The organism is Anaerococcus sp. AGMB09787, from assembly GCF_022808955.1.
Lineage (GTDB): Bacteria > Bacillota > Clostridia > Tissierellales > Peptoniphilaceae > Anaerococcus.
Map to the genome: position 1 here is coordinate 83,984 of NZ_JAKZEY010000001.1, position 17,856 is coordinate 101,839.

15 protein-coding genes and 1 pseudogene are annotated in these 17,856 nt (G+C 34.8%); 8 read left to right on the forward strand and 8 right to left on the reverse strand.

Going from position 1 to position 17,856, the window contains the following annotated elements; all coding sequences use genetic code 11:
* Positions 1–45 precede the first annotated feature (45 nt).
* A complete protein-coding gene (locus tag MUN42_RS00420) occupies positions 46–1,266 on the forward strand; it encodes a glycerate kinase (RefSeq protein ID WP_243342298.1) in 1,221 nt (406 codons plus the stop codon).
* A gap of 9 nt (positions 1,267–1,275) precedes the next feature.
* The gene (locus MUN42_RS00425) at positions 1,276–2,544 is read left to right on the forward strand and encodes an SLC13 family permease (RefSeq protein ID WP_243342299.1); all 1,269 of its coding nucleotides are present in this window, start codon (positions 1,276–1,278) and stop codon (positions 2,542–2,544) included.
* 478 nt (positions 2,545–3,022) lie between these two features.
* Here the strand turns inward: MUN42_RS00425 and MUN42_RS00430 are convergent, their stop codons facing one another.
* From MUN42_RS00430 to MUN42_RS00440, 3 genes are read right to left on the reverse strand one after another with little or no spacing between them, the layout of a single operon-like run.
* On the reverse strand, positions 3,023–3,496 hold the full coding sequence (locus tag MUN42_RS00430; RefSeq protein WP_243342300.1) for an ATP-binding cassette domain-containing protein: 474 nt from the start codon (positions 3,494–3,496) through the stop codon (positions 3,023–3,025).
* 10 nt (positions 3,497–3,506) lie between these two features.
* Complete coding sequence (locus MUN42_RS00435; protein WP_243342301.1) at positions 3,507–3,968, reverse strand: hypothetical protein; 462 nt, start codon at positions 3,966–3,968, stop codon at positions 3,507–3,509.
* Positions 3,965–4,960: an FtsX-like permease family protein gene (locus tag MUN42_RS00440; RefSeq protein WP_243342302.1), complete on the reverse strand. Its 996-nt coding sequence runs from the start codon at positions 4,958–4,960 to the stop codon at positions 3,965–3,967. Before MUN42_RS00440 ends, MUN42_RS00435 begins: the two co-directional genes overlap by 4 nt.
* Before the next feature lie 487 nt (positions 4,961–5,447).
* On the opposite strand from MUN42_RS00440, the gene thrS reads away from it, so the two are divergent.
* The 4 genes from thrS (at position 5,448) to MUN42_RS00460 (ending at position 11,246) form a co-directional block, all read left to right on the forward strand.
* Positions 5,448–7,370: a threonine--tRNA ligase gene (gene thrS, locus MUN42_RS00445; protein WP_243342303.1), complete on the forward strand. Its 1,923-nt coding sequence runs from the start codon at positions 5,448–5,450 to the stop codon at positions 7,368–7,370.
* 8 nt (positions 7,371–7,378) lie between these two features.
* Positions 7,379–8,560: an ATP-grasp domain-containing protein gene (locus MUN42_RS00450; RefSeq protein ID WP_243342304.1), complete on the forward strand. Its 1,182-nt coding sequence runs from the start codon at positions 7,379–7,381 to the stop codon at positions 8,558–8,560.
* Positions 8,561–8,617: 57 nt separating this feature from the next.
* Positions 8,618–9,808: a peptidoglycan bridge formation glycyltransferase FemA/FemB family protein gene (locus MUN42_RS00455; protein WP_243342305.1), complete on the forward strand. Its 1,191-nt coding sequence runs from the start codon at positions 8,618–8,620 to the stop codon at positions 9,806–9,808.
* An 85-nt stretch (positions 9,809–9,893) separates the two neighbouring features.
* Entirely contained in the window at positions 9,894–11,246 is a 1,353-nt protein-coding gene (locus tag MUN42_RS00460; RefSeq protein ID WP_243342306.1) for an MATE family efflux transporter, read from the forward strand.
* Between the two features lie 359 nt (positions 11,247–11,605).
* Here MUN42_RS00460 and MUN42_RS00465 read toward each other — a convergent pair.
* From MUN42_RS00465 to MUN42_RS00480, 4 genes and pseudogenes are all read right to left on the reverse strand, one after another.
* A pseudogene (locus MUN42_RS00465) lies at positions 11,606–11,902 on the reverse strand (transposase); the annotation flags it as partial.
* Between the two features lie 248 nt (positions 11,903–12,150).
* Positions 12,151–13,158: a DNA cytosine methyltransferase gene (locus MUN42_RS00470; RefSeq protein ID WP_243342307.1), complete on the reverse strand. Its 1,008-nt coding sequence runs from the start codon at positions 13,156–13,158 to the stop codon at positions 12,151–12,153.
* A 78-nt stretch (positions 13,159–13,236) separates the two neighbouring features.
* Positions 13,237–13,749 (reverse strand): Bsp6I family type II restriction endonuclease, encoded by a 513-nt coding sequence (locus MUN42_RS00475; RefSeq protein WP_243342308.1) that lies wholly within the window; start codon positions 13,747–13,749, stop codon positions 13,237–13,239.
* A gap of 187 nt (positions 13,750–13,936) precedes the next feature.
* Positions 13,937–14,635: a hypothetical protein gene (locus MUN42_RS00480; protein WP_243342309.1), complete on the reverse strand. Its 699-nt coding sequence runs from the start codon at positions 14,633–14,635 to the stop codon at positions 13,937–13,939.
* 215 nt (positions 14,636–14,850) lie between these two features.
* On the opposite strand from MUN42_RS00480, the gene MUN42_RS00485 reads away from it, so the two are divergent.
* The gene (locus MUN42_RS00485; RefSeq protein ID WP_243342310.1) at positions 14,851–15,480 is read left to right on the forward strand and encodes a hypothetical protein; all 630 of its coding nucleotides are present in this window, start codon (positions 14,851–14,853) and stop codon (positions 15,478–15,480) included.
* The gene (locus MUN42_RS00490; RefSeq protein ID WP_243342311.1) at positions 15,477–16,340 is read left to right on the forward strand and encodes a type II CAAX endopeptidase family protein; all 864 of its coding nucleotides are present in this window, start codon (positions 15,477–15,479) and stop codon (positions 16,338–16,340) included. The genes MUN42_RS00485 and MUN42_RS00490 overlap by 4 nt, the downstream gene beginning before the upstream one ends.
* Before the next feature lie 105 nt (positions 16,341–16,445).
* Here the strand turns inward: MUN42_RS00490 and MUN42_RS00495 are convergent, their stop codons facing one another.
* Complete coding sequence (locus MUN42_RS00495; protein ID WP_243342312.1) at positions 16,446–17,792, reverse strand: hemolysin family protein; 1,347 nt, start codon at positions 17,790–17,792, stop codon at positions 16,446–16,448.
* Between the last annotated feature and the right edge of the window lie 64 nt (positions 17,793–17,856).

Below are 17,856 nucleotides of genomic sequence, written 5' to 3' on the forward strand. Positions count from 1 at the left end.
TATCTTGTTATGCAAGATGATATTATTATGGAGAAAGGAGGATATATGAAAGAATTTATTAGAAATTTAGTTACCGAGTCCATAAGATTTTGTTTACCGGATGAAGCTGTAAAAAAAGAAATTAAGAATATTCCACAAAACAAAGGTAAAAAAATTCTTATTTCGGTAGGTAAAGCGGCTTATCAAATGGCTAAAACTGCATTAGATTCAGATGTAAAGTTTGATGATGGTCTTATTATCACAAAATATGGACATTTGGGAGGTGAAATAAAGGGAATTAAATCTTTTGAAGCAGGTCACCCTATTTCCGATGAGAATACTATAAGGGCTAGTCAATATGCTTATGATTTGGTAAAGGACTTATCTAAGGATGACCTGGTAGTCATGTTAATTTCTGGTGGTGGATCAGCTTTATTTGAAATACCCTTAGTTGATTTTGAAGAAATTCAAGATATCAATAGTCAATTGTTAGAAAAGGGAGCAAATATAGTAGAGATCAACACTATCAGAAAACGATTGTCAAAAATCAAGGGTGGAAAGTTTGCTAAACTATGTGAGCCTGCCGAAGTATACAATATTATTTTATCAGATGTAGTAGGCAATAGAGGCGATATGATTGCATCAGGGCCGACATATGTAGATTATTCGACATCAAAAGAAGCTATTGCCTTGGTAGAAAAATACAATCTGAAATTATCTGATAAGGCTTACAAATGTTTGGAAAGTGAAACTGAAAAAGAACTTGACAATGTTATAACTAAAATATCCGGTTCTGTAGATGATCTGTGTTTTAAGGCTAAAGATATACTTGAAAATGAAGGTTACAAAGCTGAGATAATGACGACATCTATGGCTAATGAAGCAAGAGAAATAGGATTTTTATTAGGATCCATTGGCAGATTCAAAAGCAAAGAAAAGAGCAAACAGGCCTATATATTCGGTGGCGAAACCATAGTTCACATAAAAGGCTCGGGCAAAGGAGGTAGAAACCAAGAATTAGCTTTTGCTTCAGCTCGAGAAATTGAAGGTTTGGATAATATTACTATATTATCATATTCATCAGATGGAACCGATGGACCTACCGATGCTGCCGGAGGCTTTGTAGATGGTAATACTATGGAAAAATTAAGAAAAAAACAAGTTGATTACGACAAAATATTAGAAAATAATGATAGCTACAATGGTCTTTTAAAAATTGATCAGCTAATAAAAACCGGTCCTACCGGAACCAATGTAAATGATGTTTCTATAATACTAATAAATTAGGAGGATGTAATGGAGATTACGGTAACAAGTTTAGGTGCAATTTTAGGTCTCGTGCTTACTATAATTTTGATATTTTTAAAAATACCAGCAGTATATTCTTTAATGATCGGAGCACTATTAGGAGGGCTTATTGGAGGTGCTAGTCTTTCAGATACAATAAGTCTTATGACAGCTGGAGCAGGTTCAATGATGACCACAGTTCTAAGGATACTAGCTGCAGGAGTTTTGGCTGGAGTTTTGATAAAGTCAAAAGCAGCAGATTCGATAGCTCAAAAAATCATAGACCTATTAGGTGAGAAAAAAGCTCTTTTGTCATTATCAATAGCTACAATGATTCTTACAACTGTGGGGGTGTTTATAGATATATCTGTAATTACTGTTGCACCTATAGCACTAGCCATAGCAAATAGATTAAATATATCAAAAGCTGCTATTTTACTGGCTATGATAGGAGGAGGAAAAGCTGGAAATATAATGAGTCCGAATCCAAATGCAATAGCAGTCTCATCAGCTTTTAAAACGCCTCTTACATCTGTAATGGCATCAGGAATAATACCTGCCATATTTGGAATTATAATGACATTTTTGTTAGCTAGTTATTTGCACGATAAAGGAAGTATGGTAAACGAAGAAGAGTTGGAAATTTCAAATGATAAAGATGAATTACCTTCATTTTCAAAATCTATAGTAGGTCCTTTAGTAGCTATACTATTATTGGCTTTAAGACCGTTATTTAATATAAATATAGATCCTATGATTGCTTTACCTTTGGGAGGATTGTTTGGAGCAATTGCTATGGGAAAAGTGAAAAATCTTTTGGACTATTCTAACTATGGATTAAGCTCCATGGTCAATGTGGCTATAATTCTTATAGGAACTGGAACAATTGCAGGAATAATACAAAATTCAAGTCTAGGAAATGATATTATAGGACTTATAGAGAAACTAGGTCTTCCATTATTTATACTAGCTCCTGTTTCAGGAATACTAATGAGTGCAGCAACAGCATCTACTACTTCTGGAGCAACAGTTGCATCCGAAGTATTTGGTCCAAGTTTATTAAAATCAGACGTATCAGCTCTTGCATCAGCATCTATGCTTCATTCTGGAGCTACTGTACTGGATCACTTACCACATGGTTCATTTTTCCACGCAACAGGTGGAAGTGTAAAGATGGCCTTTAAGGAAAGGATAAAATTAATAGGATTTGAATCTCTAGTTGGATTAACAATGACAATAGTAGCAACTATCCTTTATGGTATAATTGGAATCATTTAATAAAAATTGACTATTTAATTCTATGATTCTAAAGTTTAGTTAGTTGTTAGGATAAGATCTATTGAGAGTTTAGAAAGTCTATTGAAATTTTATAATAGAGCAAAACTCAAGGTTGGCAGTGGACATATCCAGAGAAGAAAGAGAAAGATTGGAAGAAGAGTATAGAAAACTTCTTAAAAATCAAGATAAAGGTTCGAAATAAAAATACACCTTAATCTAACCTACCTATATAAAGTTTAATGGATATAGCTTTTTACTTAGTTAAGATTAAGGTGTTTTCGGTTTTTACAAAATTATCAACAATTAGTTTTTCTCAAAGTTCCATCGCTTAGTTCATACTTATCATAAGGAAAAGTTATTGAAGTCGGGATTTGATGGAAAGACATTATTATATTTTTTTCATTAAATTTATTTGTAATATATTCAAGGATTTTCTCTATTAGTTTATCATCTAGGGATGAAAAGGGGTCATCAGCTATTAGGATTCGCTATCTCTTATTATGGCACGGGCAAGGGCTACTCTTTGCCTTTGACCTCCTGACAAAAGATTGACTCTTCTTTTATGGAAACCGTCAAGTTCGAGGAGTTTAAGGATCTTCTCGCAGCGAGAATTAATTTCAGCTTTGCTAAGATTATCGTATAAGATACCTAGTTTGATATTTTCATAGACACTTTCATTTTCCAAAAGTCCATATTCTTGATAGACATAGGATATCTTTTTTCTTAAAGGTGAAGGGTCTATTTTGTTTACATTCTTGTCATCAATATAATATTTTCCCTTGAAGGATAGGTCTATAAGGGCGAGTATTTTGAGGAGAGTGTTTTTGCCTGAGCCAGATGTCCCTGTAAGGATCATTTTCTTACCCTCATCTAGAGAAAGGTTAATATTTGCTAAGACAGGCTTTTTAAATAGTCCATAATGCTTGGAGATATTTTCGCATTTTAAAATCATATTTATCTCTCTATCTAATATTTTTTAGAGACCTAAGCATAGATATAAAAGAAATTAGTAAGAGCAGGCTAGGAATAATGATATAAAATATATCCAAAGCTCCTAGTAAAAATCCAAATATTATGGTAATTAGAAAGATTAATCCATAAAATCCGATAAGGACTTTGCTGATGGCCTTACTTTCTTTGCCATTATACTCAATTAGTTTTAGGTACTTGCCCATATAGGCTAACTGATTTTTTATAGCATAATTATAAGATATCCCAAAAACCACCAAGATTGAAATAAATAGTGGATATAGGTAGGTTAGGATAAAATTATCACTAGCTAAGAATCCTTTAGTCCTTGATAGCTCATACATAGCAGATGTAGAACGTTCAAATATAAAGGATAGGGGGATTATAATTACAAGGGATACAAGGAAAAACCATATGTTTTTCTTCAAGAAATCTATAAAACTCACCTTGGTCATGCCACTATTCCTCCTTCTTCATCAGTCTTCTTGTAGGAATGATTAAAACTAATAATCTCAGCTAAGAAAAATAATCCTATATGGAAGATAAACAAAAATATAATTAGCTTATAGAGGTAGGTAAAGTCAATAATATTATCTTGCCCTTTAATGATAAAGCTTGATAGTATAAGTCCACACAGACCGCCTATTAGGCTTGCTCCCATGAAAGGAACTAAGATCTTCTTGTGGATATCCATCTTACTTGCTCCAAGGGATTGGCTAAGACTTATAAATCCTACCCTGTCATTTACATAATAGTAGATAGACATAATAACCATCAAGTAAGATGATAGAGCTAATAGACCTATAAAAAAGTATTTGGATTTTATAATATCAGGATTCTTTATAATAAGAGCTATTGGATTAACATTTAAAGTATCCTCCCTATATCCAGAACTCTTTAATTTCTCTCCTATTTTTTCCTGGATGTCTTTATTAGCTCCATCGACATAAATTTTGCTAACTAACTTGTCTTGAACCATAAAGTTTTTGTATTGATCAACTCCTTCTATATAGAGCTTGGATTGGGGATCGACCTCATAGAATTCATTGTCCTTATCTAGGTCTACTAGATTACTTCTTCTTGATGTCAATGTAATATCGTTTTCTTCGATATAATCATTTTGAGTGAAATATCTACCTGATACATTGGTATTTTCTAAGGATGGTAGGCAGTAGTTTTGAGGATCAAAAACAAATACAGTTTTTCTACCATCATCAAGACCTAAAACTCTTATATCTTTCCAAGTCGGATCTATTAAATCCAGTGGGCTAAGTTCACTAGCATCATCTCTTTGATAAAATCTATAGTTAAAAGATAGGCCAAAAGGAGTCTCTACATTATTTAACATAAAGACATATAAGTAATTAAAGCCCAGGATTGACACTATAACCATAGCGAGGGAAAGAAAGAATATAGATATAGAATTTCTTACTTTCATTAGCTTCATAATATACCTCTTATTCTTATTATATTATTATACTTAGCAAAATAAATAATGCGGTATTTAATTAAAAGAATAATTAATTAATATGGTTGCTTTTTGAAGAAGCACTATAAATTATGAAAATCTATACTAACATAAATTGATCTTAAAAGATTAAGAAATTTATAGATTTTAAGTCAATTGCAACTAATCATATCACTAATTATTTGCTATATGGGGATTTTGGGGTAATGTATTTATATAAATCAATAGATCAACTAAGATGGGGACGGATGATTTTAAATATCTTACAGAGAGAAACGGAAGCTGAGAAGTTTCGATAGGAGAATTAGACCTACCACCCCAGAGTTTTTCATATAATGTGAAACGTCAAGGCGCGATAAGCCTACTAATGAGTAAAAAATTAGGTGGAACCACGAACTTAAGATGTATCGTCCTAAAGCTAAGAGCTTTGGCATACATCTTTTTTATTTTATTAAAAGGAGAAGATATGATAAAAATTACACTACCAGATGAGTCAGTAAAAGAATATGAACAAGGTGTTTTAGTAGGAGATGTTACTAAGGATATATCTATGGGACTCTATAGGTCTGCCCTAGGGGCTGTAGTAAATGGCAAGGTTATGGGCTATCAAGAAAAGATCACAGAAGATAGTGATTTTAGAGTTGTAAAATTTGAAGATAAAGAAGGAAAAGAGATTTTCTGGCATACAACATCCCACCTAATGGCAGCAGCTATTAAAGATCTATTTCCAGATGTAAAATTTGCCATAGGCCCTGCCATAGCAGATGGATTTTACTATGATATGGACTTAGAACATAGATTTGTTCCTGAAGATTTGGAAAAGATCGAAAAAAAGATGATTGAGATTGCAAAAAAAGACCTTCCTATGGAAAGAGTCGAAGTCTCTAGAGCTGAGGCATTAGATTTATTTAATAATGATGGTCAAGATTACAAGGTTGAGCTTATAAATGACCTTCCAGAAGATAGCACTATTACCCTATATAAGATGGGGGATGTCTTTACAGATCTTTGTAGGGGACCTCACCTTACATCAACTAAGCTAATTAAGGCTGTTAAGTTAAAATCAATTGCCGGTGCTTATTGGAGGGGAGATTCTGATAGACAAATGCTCCAAAGAATTTATGGAATTTCCTTTGAAAAGGCTAAGCAATTAGAAGAATATGAAGAGCTCCAAAAGGAAATTGAGAAGAGAGACCATAGAAAGATCGGTAAGGAAATGGACCTCTTTACCTTCCATGAAGAAGGACCAGGCTTCCCATTCTTCCATCCAAATGGAATGATTTTGATGAACGAGCTTCTTGCTTGGTGGAGGGGTGTCCTAGAAGAAAATGGCTATGGAGAAATCAAGACTCCACTTATCCTAAATGAAGACCTATGGCATAGGTCAGGCCACTGGGATCACTACAAGGAAAATATGTACTTCACTAAGATAGATGAAGATGACTACGCAATAAAACCAATGAACTGCCCAGGATCTGTCCTAACTTTTGCATCCAACCAACACTCTTATAGGGACCTCCCTATTAGACTAGCAGAGTTTGGTCAAGTTCACAGGCACGAACTATCAGGTACTTTACATGGATTATTTAGAGTAAGGACTTTCACTCAAGATGATGCCCATGTTTATTGCCTGCCAAGCCAAATCAAGGACGAAGTTTATAAGATTATAGACCTAGCCGATCTTCTTTACTCAACCTTTGGCTTCAAATATAGTATAGAGCTATCTACAAGACCTGATGACTTTATGGGAGAGATAGAAGACTGGGACTTTGCAGAAGAGCAACTAAAGGCTGCCCTAGAAGAGCGTGGCATAGAATATGAGCTAAACCCTGGTGATGGAGCCTTCTATGGTCCAAAGATAGACTTCCACCTAGAAGATGCTGCCAAAAGAACTTGGCAATGTGGAACAATCCAATTAGACTTCCAGCTTCCACAAAACTTTGACTTAACTTATGTAGATGAAAATGGAGATAAGAAACGTCCAGTTATGCTCCACAGGGCCCTCCTTGGATCAATTGAGAGATTTATAGGAGTATTGACTGAACACTTCGCAGGAAGATTCCCACTATGGTTAAATCCAAAACAAGTAGAGATAATCCCTGTATCAGATAAGTTCTTAGACTTTGCCTACGACCTACAAGCAAAAATCAAGGAAGCAGGCTTTAGGGTAGAGGTTGATAGCCGTAATGAAGGAGTAGGCTACAAGATAAGGTCTGCTCAAATGATGAGGACCAACTACATGCTAGTAGTCGGAGAAAGAGAAGAAGAATCTGGCAAGCTAACCATAAGAAATAGGGACGGAGAAGAAACTAAGGATATTGCTATAGATGAATTCATTCAAAGAATATCTGACGAGAGAGATAATATGGACAAAGAGTCAACATTTTAGGTAGAAGGATGAAAGAAGTTAAAGCTTTAATCCTAGGAACAGATGACAACTCCTACTCAGTAGCTAGGAGCTACTTTGAAGCTTTTGGCGAAAAGGCTATAACAGTAGGAGCTGGCATCCTTGCTCCTTATAGGAATACAAAAATATCAACCCTTACCTACAAGAAGGGCTTCTCAAGTCATGACGACCTTTTTGTTCAAATGCTAAATGAAGAAGCAACCAAGTACCCTGACACAAAGTTCGTAATCTTTGCTCCAAATGAGATTTACTTAAATATTCTAAGGGATAACCTAGATAAGCTAGATTTTGACTTTGAACCAGCCTACAATTTTGGTGAGATTTACAAAAACTTATTTTACAAGTCAAAATTTTATGACTACCTAGAAGAAATTGGCGTAAGGTATCCAAGGACTCAGATAATCGATAGGACCAATATTGATTCCCTAAGACTAGATGGGGATATCTTTATGAAACCTGATGACTTTCCCTTACTTTATAGTCTAGAATTTGACCTAAAGCAAAAGGGCTATACCCTATCATCAAGAGCTGAGGCAATCGAAGTTCTTAACAAGATCTATGAAGCAGGCTACACTGGAGAAATGATAGTCCAAGAATTTGTCCATGGTAAAGATGGCAGTGAATATTCCCTAAATGGATATAGGTCAAGCAAGAGAGATACTTCTATGGTTCTTGCCCGTAACCTTATGAGCGATCACAGGGTTCTTACAGTAGGTAACCATATAGTTCAAGTGGATGAATCCAATGAAAAAATGTATGAAATAGCCAAGTATATAGTAGATAGCCTAGGCTATGTGGGACTATTTAATTTTGACTTTAAGGTTGATAGCCAAAGTGGGGAGATTTTTGTTTTGGAAATGAACCAAAGGCAAGGCAGAACTTTCTACTACTCAACCCTCGCTGGAGTTAACCTTATAGAGCTTGCCATAAGAGATAAGGGCTATGGGGAAAGCAGGATTATTAAACCTAGCAAGAAATTTAGACTCCTCAAGCTATCTGATAAGGTCATAGAAAAGCATATGGACAAGGACCTCTTAGATGAGTATAGGGACCCCAAAAGAGTGGCAAATTCAGCTAATCCAAATATTATGAAATATGATAAGTCCCTTGAAAGAGATATAGTAATAAATAGATATATAAAAAAGGAAGAGAAAGAAATTTTTGCCAATTAGGTCATTGCGATTTTTCTTGATAAAAGAATTTACTAGGCAAAAATAAGAAAGGCAGCTATGATTATTGAAGAAATTTCAAGAAATGAATATGACAATTATTTAAAAGACTTAGATGATTATTCCTTTTTACAAACAAGTGATATGAAGATGGCCCTTGAGAGTAATAATCGTGAGACTAGGCTCCTAGCCCTCAAGGATAAGGGGGAGATTAGGGCTGTCGGTCTTGGCTTTATAAGGAAATTCTTGACAGGAAAGAGGATTGACTTCATGGTAGGGGCAAGCTCTACTGATAAGGACTACGAATACCTCTTCTATGACAAGATGAAGGACTACGCCAAGGAGAATGACTTCCTCAAACTTGTCATAAAACTAGATGAAGACTATGCGACCTATGACCAAAATGGGGGAGAGCTTTCAGATAAGGACAGGTCATTTTTTGAAAAAATGAAGGAAGTTGGCTATATAGAAAATGACGGGTCTGTCCCAGAATATGATGGGTCTCCGGACTTCCAATTTGTAAAGGACTTGTCTGACTTTATGCCAGATGACTATGATAAGCTCCTTAAGTCCTTTAACAAAAATGCCCAAAGGCAAATAAAAAAGGGCATCGAGCTTGATATCAAGGTCCGCCCTATAGCTATAGATGAGATGGAAGACTTTAAGGCCTTGACCCTAGAAACAGCCAAGAGGCAAGGCTTTGGGGATAAGTCCCTTAATTATTATAGGACTTTCTATAAGGAATTTGGCTCAGCTACTGAGTTTTTGCAAGCTGAGATCGACCTAGATAATTCTATAGGAAAGATTAAAGAAATCCTAGTGCCTATGAAGGATAATGCCAAGAATAAGCAAAGGATAGCCTCCCTTAAGAAGGATATAGTCATGCTTGAAGACTTCAAGGAGACATCTGATAGGAATATTATTCCCCTTGCCAATATGATTCTTGTCTATGAGAAAAACCAAGCTGTGTATTTCTTGGGAGGTTCTTTGACCAAGTACCAAAAACTTCCTGGTCCCTTCATCCTCCAATATGAAGCTATGAAGCGAATTATGGAGAGGGGATTTGCGACCTACAATTTCTTTGGCATAGATGGGGTCTATGATGGTAGCGATGGGGTTTTGAGATTTAAGCAAAACTTCAATGGCTATATTGTAAGAAAAACCGGGGCCTTCATTTATTATCCAGATGAAAGGAAGGTAAAGAGGCTACAATTTTTAAAAAATGCGAAAAATAAGCTGGCATTTAAATAAATAATAGTATAATAGTTCTGTATATAATTTGAGATCAAAAATAGCGGCGGATGCCGTTATTTTTCTGTGTAATAAAGGAGCTTTAATGGAAGAAAATAAATCGCAAAAGATGGGGACTATGCCAGTTGGTAAGCTCTTATTCCAAATGAGTTTTCCGATTGGAATCTCCATGCTTGTTCAATCAATTTATAATATTGTAGATTCAATGTTTGTATCAAGGGTTTCTGAAGAGGCCTTGACAGCTGTATCCCTTGCCTTTCCAGTCCAAAATGTAATGCTCGCCTTTGCTATTGGTATAGGAGTTGGAGCAGGAGCACTTTTGGGAAGGTTCCTGGGGATGGGAGATAGTAGGAGGGTAGGTTCTGTTGCTATGCATGGTTATGCATTGGCAGGTATTATTTATGTTATATTTGCTATCCTAGGAATATTATTTTCAGATGCCTTTGCAAGAAATCAATCCCAAAGTCAAATAATCTATGAATACACCAGGGACTACCTATCTATAGTAACAGTCTTTTCTGTAGGGATGTTTTTACAATTGTTAGCAGAGAAGCTCCTCCAAGCGACTTCTCTCACCTACTACACTATGATAGTACAATCTGTGGGGGCCTTGGTTAATATGGTCTTGGACCCTATCTTAATCTTCGGTCTTTTTGGCTTTCCAAGACTTGAGGTAAAAGGAGCAGCCATAGCGACTGTCATAGGTCAAATATCTGGTGCAACCATAGGTATTATTATAAATAAGGTAAAGAATAAGGAAATTCAAATAAGGTTTCATAAGTTTAAGTTCCATGCTGATATCCTAAGGCAAATTTTCTGGATAGGACTTCCTTCCATTGTTATGACCTCGATATCATCGGTTGTAGTATTTGCACTAAATACCATCCTCCAAAGCTTCGGCCAATCAGCCATAGCAGCTTACGGGGTAATGTTTAAACTCCAGACCTTTGCTTTCTTGCCTGTCCAAGGCCTTTCAAACGGCCTAGTTTCCATAGTTTCTTACAATTATGGGGCAAGGCTTAAGGAGAGGATCAAGGATGGAATAAAAAAGGCCATAGGGGCAGGATTTATCATAGTTTTAATCGTGGTAATAATCCTCTGGCTCTTCCCAAACCAATTACTAGACCTCTTCCATGCAACAGATGCTATGAGGAGGATTGGAGTGCCTATGATAAGGATAGTATCCCTATCCTATCTAGTAGCCTCTGTTTCTATAGTTGCAGTAGGTGTCCTGCAGTCCCTAGGCAATTGGCAAAGTGCAATCTTGCAATCTGTCCTAAGACAACTACTAATCCTAGTGCCTATCTTCTACCTCCTATCTCTAACAGGAAACTTGGATATAGTATGGTGGTCATTCTTGATAGCTGAGGGCTTGGATGCCATATATTGTATATATATTTTGAAGAGAGATATTAGAAAAAAAGTAGATACCCTATAAGAAGGGGGGGGGGGCAGACTCCCCAGAGCGTCGACAAACCCACTAATAAATTGGGACTGTCGTCGCTTTTTCTATCTTTATTCTAAAATATATTGATTTTTCAAATAATATAGTAAATATTTAGTAAATGTAGGAAAATCATCCCCATCTACGTCTAATTTATCTAATAATTTTGCTAGTTGTTTCATATTTAGACATGCTAAAGTCAGTGCTAGTTTCATACTAATTTTTGCTTGTATTCAGATTTTCCTGTTTTAGCTCAGTCTGTACCATACACAATGGTCTATGTATTCTTGCCAGATATGTCTAATTATTACCTTTACCTTGCTTTTACTTTTTGGTTTTTATATCTGTTGGCGTGGGATTTTATCATAGAAGTCAACTCCTAAGAACCAACGATAGGCTATGTTTACTTCTGCTTCTCTTATTGTTTGTCTTATGCTGTTTATGTTGAAGAAGTATTGTAGGATTACAAGCTTTATTAGGACTACCGGGTCAATACTAGGTCTACCTGTTGTTTGTGAATATTAATCTTCTACTAGGTCGTATATGAAGTTAAAGTCTATTTTTCTTAATATGTAATCTTTTGGGAATAGTTGTTCTACCGATACCATTTGAACTTGTTCAGTATTATTCTTTTTGTTTTTATGTATCATAACTTCCTCCATCTTTAGTATATTTACACGCATAGATAGCTTGGTTTAAATGTTTATCGCATAGAAAAAGTAGATGAATTTGTGCTTCTCATCTACTTTGTCTACAGTATGACCTAATATATAAGGGTTTTCTATGTATTATAAGCTCATATTTTGGCTTATAAGCGATTTTAAATTCTTAGGCATATAATTATTAAGCTAGTAAATTAATTACCCTTTAAATTCACTAGCTTTTATTACTACTATTATTATATAAATGTTAATTGACCTAATTCTTCTTTTTCTTCGACTTCTAAATTCTCTTTAATGCTATTCATAATATTTTTAGCTATTCTATAAACCACATCAACAACTACTGAATTACCTGCTTGTTTATATAAATGTCCGTTCGATATTTCTGGCAATTTATAACTTCTAGGGAATCCTTGTAGGTTGAATGTTTCACGAGGAGTAAGTTTTCTGATTTTTTTACTATCATCAACAATTAATGGCACATTATGCCCACCTGTCCCCATATTAGCCGTCAGTGTAGGGCAAACTCCACTTTGGTTTTTTCTAACATATTTCCTACGCCACTGATATATGGCTTCAGAATCTGTCATTTCTTCTTTTAAAATATCATATTGCTTAAAAGATTCTTTTGTATAATAATATTTCTCATCTTGCTTTTTACTAAAATCTATAAAATCTCTTATATTTTTCGTTAAGGCAATAGGCTTTGGAAATTCAAAATTATTTAAATGTTCTTTATTTTTAAAAGCTACAACATATATCCTTTCTCTATTTTGAGCCACATTACCAAATTCCTTGGCGTTTAAAACTTTATAATCGACATAATATCCATTATTTTCAAGTGCATCTAATATTATCCTAAAAGTCTTACCTTTATCATGACTGACTAAATTTTTAACATTTTCTAAAAAAATTATATCAGCATTTATAGCTTTTGCTATTCTAAGAGTTTCAAAGAATAGATCTCCGTTTGTTTCATCTTCGAGACCTTTTCTATATCCAGCAATACTGAATGATTGACAAGGAAATCCACTTAATACAATGCTTGCTTCTTTTGGTAATTCATCTTTATTTACTTCTCTTATATCCCTGCCGTCGATATTTACCTTTGGAAAATTTAATTTATATGTTTCTCTAGCGTTTTTATCAAATTCATTTGCATATATTGTTTCAAATCCAGCTTTTTCAAAAGCTAAATCAATTCCACCAACTCCAGCAAACAAGCTTATTGCCTTGTTATTCATGTTTTATCTCCTTTTTGCAACACGCCGCAAATATAGGAGGTGCATTATTAACACGCCACATACACCTCCTATAGTGTTTTATAGATCTATAGATCCTGTATCTATAGAAAATATCTTGTCTGGCTTTAAGTTTTCTTTTTCAATAATCTGATCTATTATTGAAAAACGAGGTCTTCTACCTTGACTTCTATGATCTTTGTAGGTTTCTGTTGTGCTTACAGGTATATCATCTATTGCATCTCTACTACGTTTTAAATCGTAAATATCAAATGTCATATTATCTTGATTATACCTTACAAAAATCAAATCATCATAAAATTCAGAGGGACTAAAACTAGTTAAATCCCTATTGTAATTTGCGCTAGCTTTAACTTCTATTATACGATCGTTAGTAGGATCATATAAGTCCCCTGCTCCTTTTTCAATTATTTCGTAATCATATACATACCCTACAACTGCTTCAGATATTCCACTAGGAAAGTTTGCTTTCCTAGACTTAATCTTATTAAGAGCATCATTCAGCTTCACCCAAGCAAGATATGCTTTTTTGGTTGTTTCCCAATAATCTTCATCAATTCTTCTTGTTTTCATGTTGATTAACGCAGCGTGTTAATTACTTGCATATTACTATTAATTATTAATTAATGCAATGTCCATTATGATTTAAAAGTAAAATACTCCTTGGATTTATATACAAAGGGTAGTTCACTTTTTTATAATCATTTAATACTTTTAGTCTTTCCTCTTCAAAATCTTTCTTAACTCAGGTCCCCTTTTTTTAGTTAAAGCCGATTAATAAATAATTTAAGTACTTGGACCTTAACCTATATAGCTCTTGACCTAGGATATAGGTCAGGAGGAGGGCTATAATTAGAATGGGGATTTCATTTCCCACAATAAGGGCCTTAGTAATAATAAGCAGACTTGGGAAAAGATAGATAAAACTAGCTATGAGGACGTTGGTTAAGGAGTAAAACTTCCTTAGGTCGATGGACTTTATCAAAAGATAGGTCAAAGGGAAAAAGGCTAACAAAAATCCATAGGATATCCTAAAGTAATAGGTCAAACAAAGCTCTGCCACGAGGAGAATTATTGCTAGGACATATAGGTAGGGCTTGATACTGACTCCCCTCGCAATCCTTGCTGCCATTACAAATACTCCAAAATATAAGAAAATATCTCTATAACTTGAAAAGCTTTTTATAAAACTGATATAATCAAATAAAAAGAAGATAAGTATAGACAAAAAAGCAAAAATATTAGTAAGCTTTGAGCCGAAAATTCTCGTTAAGACAAACTCTACTAGGAAGAATATTCCTATAAAACTAATAAGGTCATAGAGTTGACCTATAACTAAGGATATATTAGCTAATAAATTTTTATTAAAACCTACTTGCCCATAAGATATAGTAAAAACTATGATAAGACTATGAAAGATGAGGGGCAAAAAGAAGATGCCCACTTTCTTAGTCTCCATAAAGGACAAATGGTAGGAAATAAAGGCTATCAAAAAGGAATTTATTAGCCTAAAAACAAAATCGTTATTAACTTTTATTAGAGGGGGCCAAAGTGGGGTAAGTAAACTTATAAGTAAAAGTATAAGGCTACACAGACTTGCCCAATTTACATTTAATTTCTTCATACAATTATCATAGCACAAATATTTAAAAAATCTAAGGACCGAGGGACATAATGGCTAGAAAAAGATCGACACAAGAAAATTTTGATCAAAGCTTTGAACAAAGAGCGAAGGCTCGTGCCGCAAGGCGAGCTGAAAGGAGAAGGAGGGAGAGAAGAAGAAAATTCCTGGCTCTAGGAATAATAATATTACTTCTGATAGTCCTTGCCTTTACCTTCTTCAAAAACTCAACTAAAAGACAAATATCAAAGATGACTGCTGCCATCAAGACTAATGATACAGCCTACCTAGAAAAGAAAATGGACAAGATGGATGAAATCATAAAAGCTCTCGGAGAGTCTTATTCGGAAGATGAGAAGGAAGTCAAAGAATTTTTGGCAAGTAATTTCAAAAACTTGACCATAGAATATGTAGGTGAAGAAAAAACTGATGGGGGCAAGGAAGTAAGTCTAGATATTAGCAATGTAAATTATATAGATATCTACGATAGCCTGGGAGCTAATCCAAGCCATAAGGTCTATATGGATAAGCTTGCAAATGAAAATAGTCCAAAGAACAAAACAAGTGTAAAGATTTTAATCAAAAAATCATTATTTAGAAATCAAATTTATGAGTCAAGGCCTTTTGTAAATGCTATTCTAGGTAAGGCCCTGGACTATACAGATAGGAAGGAGGGGCTATGATAGATAAAAAACAAGAAAATAAGAAGGGGTTTGTGGATATGAATCCCTTTATGTTTATTATCCAGACTATAGCCATTGCCTTTTTTCCACAACTTATACTGGGCTTTATCTTGGGCATTATACCAAGCACCAAGGTTCAAAATTTCTTCCTCTATGGAACTCCGGCAATGATTATTAGCCTCTATATGACAGGGGTATCCATTCTCTTTATGTATATCTTTGCCAAGAAAAAAGGCTTTAGCAAAAAAGAACTAGGTCTTAAAGGAGACAAGATCCTCTATCTCAAGGGAGCAATTATTGGCGGGGGTATGTTAAGTATTGCCGTTATCCTAGTCTTTGTCTTGGGTGGCCTTAAGATATGGGTCAATATTTCGAATATTAGTCTGGGGATTTTTATCTTATTTATAGGAGGTTGGCTCTTACAGGGCTTCCAAGAGGAGTTCCTAACCAGGTCTATCCTAATGACTTATTTTAGGGAAAAATATGATGTGAGGAAGGCGATTTTGATAAATTCCATAATCTTCTCCCTCCTTCACCTAGGAAATACTAGCTTTGGCATCATCCCTCTTATAAATATTTTCCTTATAGGGGTGGTCTTCTCCCTCTTAGTCCTAGTAAGTGATTCCATTCTAGTGCCAGGAGCGGCTCATAGCTTTTGGAATATGTTCCAAGCCAATATATTTGGTATAGCAGTATCAGGTAACGAAAAAAATCTGAACACTATCTTTATGTCAGAGCCTGTGGGAAATAAGCTAATTAGTGGTGGAGGCTTTGGTATAGAAGGATCAATAATAGTTACTATATTGGAAATTATAGCTATAGTAGTCCTCTACAAAAAATTAAAAAACTCAAAAAATTAGCATAAAAAACCAGAGCTAGTATCTAACTCTGGTGAACTTTAGGGTCAGCTTAGCTGGTCCTTTTTAATAGCTCGATACTCTACAGATATCATGAGCTATTTTTCATTATCTTGCCTTGTAGGCCCTCTTGGCTTCGTCTTGTTTATTTTTATCTATCTCGATTTTGGCCTTTACAATCTTTTTATCTGATATGCTTAGGATTGTAAGTTTGCAGCCGGCGACTTCTATGCTTATATCTTCTTCTAGCTTATCTGAAGGTATAAAGTCTAATTTTTCTATGATAAGGCCTGAGATGGTTTCGTGCTTATCTGAATATAGGAAGGTACCTAGGTGTTCATTCACATAGTCTATATCAAGGTCCCCATCAAGCACGAATTCATTATCCTTTATTTTTTTAATCTTAGGAATACTTCTATCGTATTCGTCATCAATTTCCCCTACAATCTCCTCAATTATATCCTCTATAGTAACTAGTCCAGAAAATCCTCCATATTCATCTATCAATAAGGCTAGGTGGTTCTTGCTTCTTTGTAATTCCTTTAAGAGCATATCAATTTTTTTAGTTTCTGGCACATAATAAGGTTCTTTGATGCACTTGTCGATATCTATACTTTGATAATTATTCTTGGCATATTCTACAAAGAGGTCCTTTATATAGACAGTTCCCACAATATTATCTGTAGTATCCTTGTAGATAGGAATTCTTGAATAGCCTTCTTTTAGGATTTCGTCGACCCTATCCTTATTAAATTCATCATAGTCTAGCATATAGATAGAGGTTCGTGGGGTCATTATTTGGTTGGCTACTGTATCGTCAAAGTCCATGATATTGACAATCATCTCTTCGCCAGCTGAGTTTATTACCCCTTGTTGGCTAGATAGCTTGACATACCTCTTTAACTCTTCCTCGCTTATCCTATCTTCAACATCCTCTGAGTATTTACCCAATAATTTGAGAACTATTGCTGTAGAGAAGGACAAAAACCTAACGAAAGGATAGAAAATCTTTGATGCTACTGCAACTATCTTACTTGACCTTAGGGCAACTTTTTCTGAGTCCTGGAGGGCAATCCTCTTAGGAACTAATTCTCCAAATACAAGGGTAAAGTAAGAAAGAACCAGGGTTATTATTACAAAGGCGAGGCTTTGCCCATAGGGAATGCCCATATTTTGTAAAAATTCTCCAAAGACCTTGGAAAGGCTTGTTGCTGCCGATCCTGAAGAGAAAAATCCTGCTAGGGTAATAGCGACTTGGATAGTAGATAAAAATCTATTTTGATCCTGAGTAACATACAAGAGGTTTTTGGCTCTTATATCTCCATTATCAGAAAGCTCCTTGATCTTGGCAGTGTTTACCGATACCATGGCCATTTCAGCAGATGCAAAAAAGGCATTTATGCCTGTTAGTACTACAATTAAAATAAGTTTCGGCCGTAAGGCTCCATCATCCATAATTTATCTCCTTTATTGTTAATAAGTCTTATTATACCTTAGTTTTTCTTTCCTATACAAGTCA

Bases quoted from the DNA above. Each gene is read 5' to 3' on its own strand.
- MUN42_RS00455 (WP_243342305.1), top strand. From the start codon at position 8,618: ATGATTATTGAAGAAATTTCAAGAAATGAATATGACAATTATTTAAAA.
- MUN42_RS00495 (WP_243342312.1), bottom strand. From the start codon at position 17,792: ATGGATGATGGAGCCTTACGGCCGAAACTTATTTTAATTGTAGTACTA.
- MUN42_RS00475 (WP_243342308.1), bottom strand. From the start codon at position 13,749: ATGAAAACAAGAAGAATTGATGAAGATTATTGGGAAACAACCAAAAAA.
- MUN42_RS00435 (WP_243342301.1), bottom strand. From the start codon at position 3,968: ATGACCAAGGTGAGTTTTATAGATTTCTTGAAGAAAAACATATGGTTT.
- MUN42_RS00450 (WP_243342304.1), top strand. From the start codon at position 7,379: ATGAAAGAAGTTAAAGCTTTAATCCTAGGAACAGATGACAACTCCTAC.
- MUN42_RS00420 (WP_243342298.1), top strand. From the start codon at position 46: ATGAAAGAATTTATTAGAAATTTAGTTACCGAGTCCATAAGATTTTGT.
- thrS (WP_243342303.1), top strand. From the start codon at position 5,448: ATGATAAAAATTACACTACCAGATGAGTCAGTAAAAGAATATGAACAA.
- MUN42_RS00490 (WP_243342311.1), top strand. From the start codon at position 15,477: ATGATAGATAAAAAACAAGAAAATAAGAAGGGGTTTGTGGATATGAAT.
- MUN42_RS00485 (WP_243342310.1), top strand. From the start codon at position 14,851: ATGGCTAGAAAAAGATCGACACAAGAAAATTTTGATCAAAGCTTTGAA.
- MUN42_RS00430 (WP_243342300.1), bottom strand. From the start codon at position 3,496: ATGATTTTAAAATGCGAAAATATCTCCAAGCATTATGGACTATTTAAA.
- MUN42_RS00470 (WP_243342307.1), bottom strand. From the start codon at position 13,158: ATGAATAACAAGGCAATAAGCTTGTTTGCTGGAGTTGGTGGAATTGAT.
- MUN42_RS00480 (WP_243342309.1), bottom strand. From the start codon at position 14,635: ATGGAGACTAAGAAAGTGGGCATCTTCTTTTTGCCCCTCATCTTTCAT.
- MUN42_RS00460 (WP_243342306.1), top strand. From the start codon at position 9,894: ATGGAAGAAAATAAATCGCAAAAGATGGGGACTATGCCAGTTGGTAAG.
- MUN42_RS00425 (WP_243342299.1), top strand. From the start codon at position 1,276: ATGGAGATTACGGTAACAAGTTTAGGTGCAATTTTAGGTCTCGTGCTT.
- MUN42_RS00440 (WP_243342302.1), bottom strand. From the start codon at position 4,960: ATGAAGCTAATGAAAGTAAGAAATTCTATATCTATATTCTTTCTTTCC.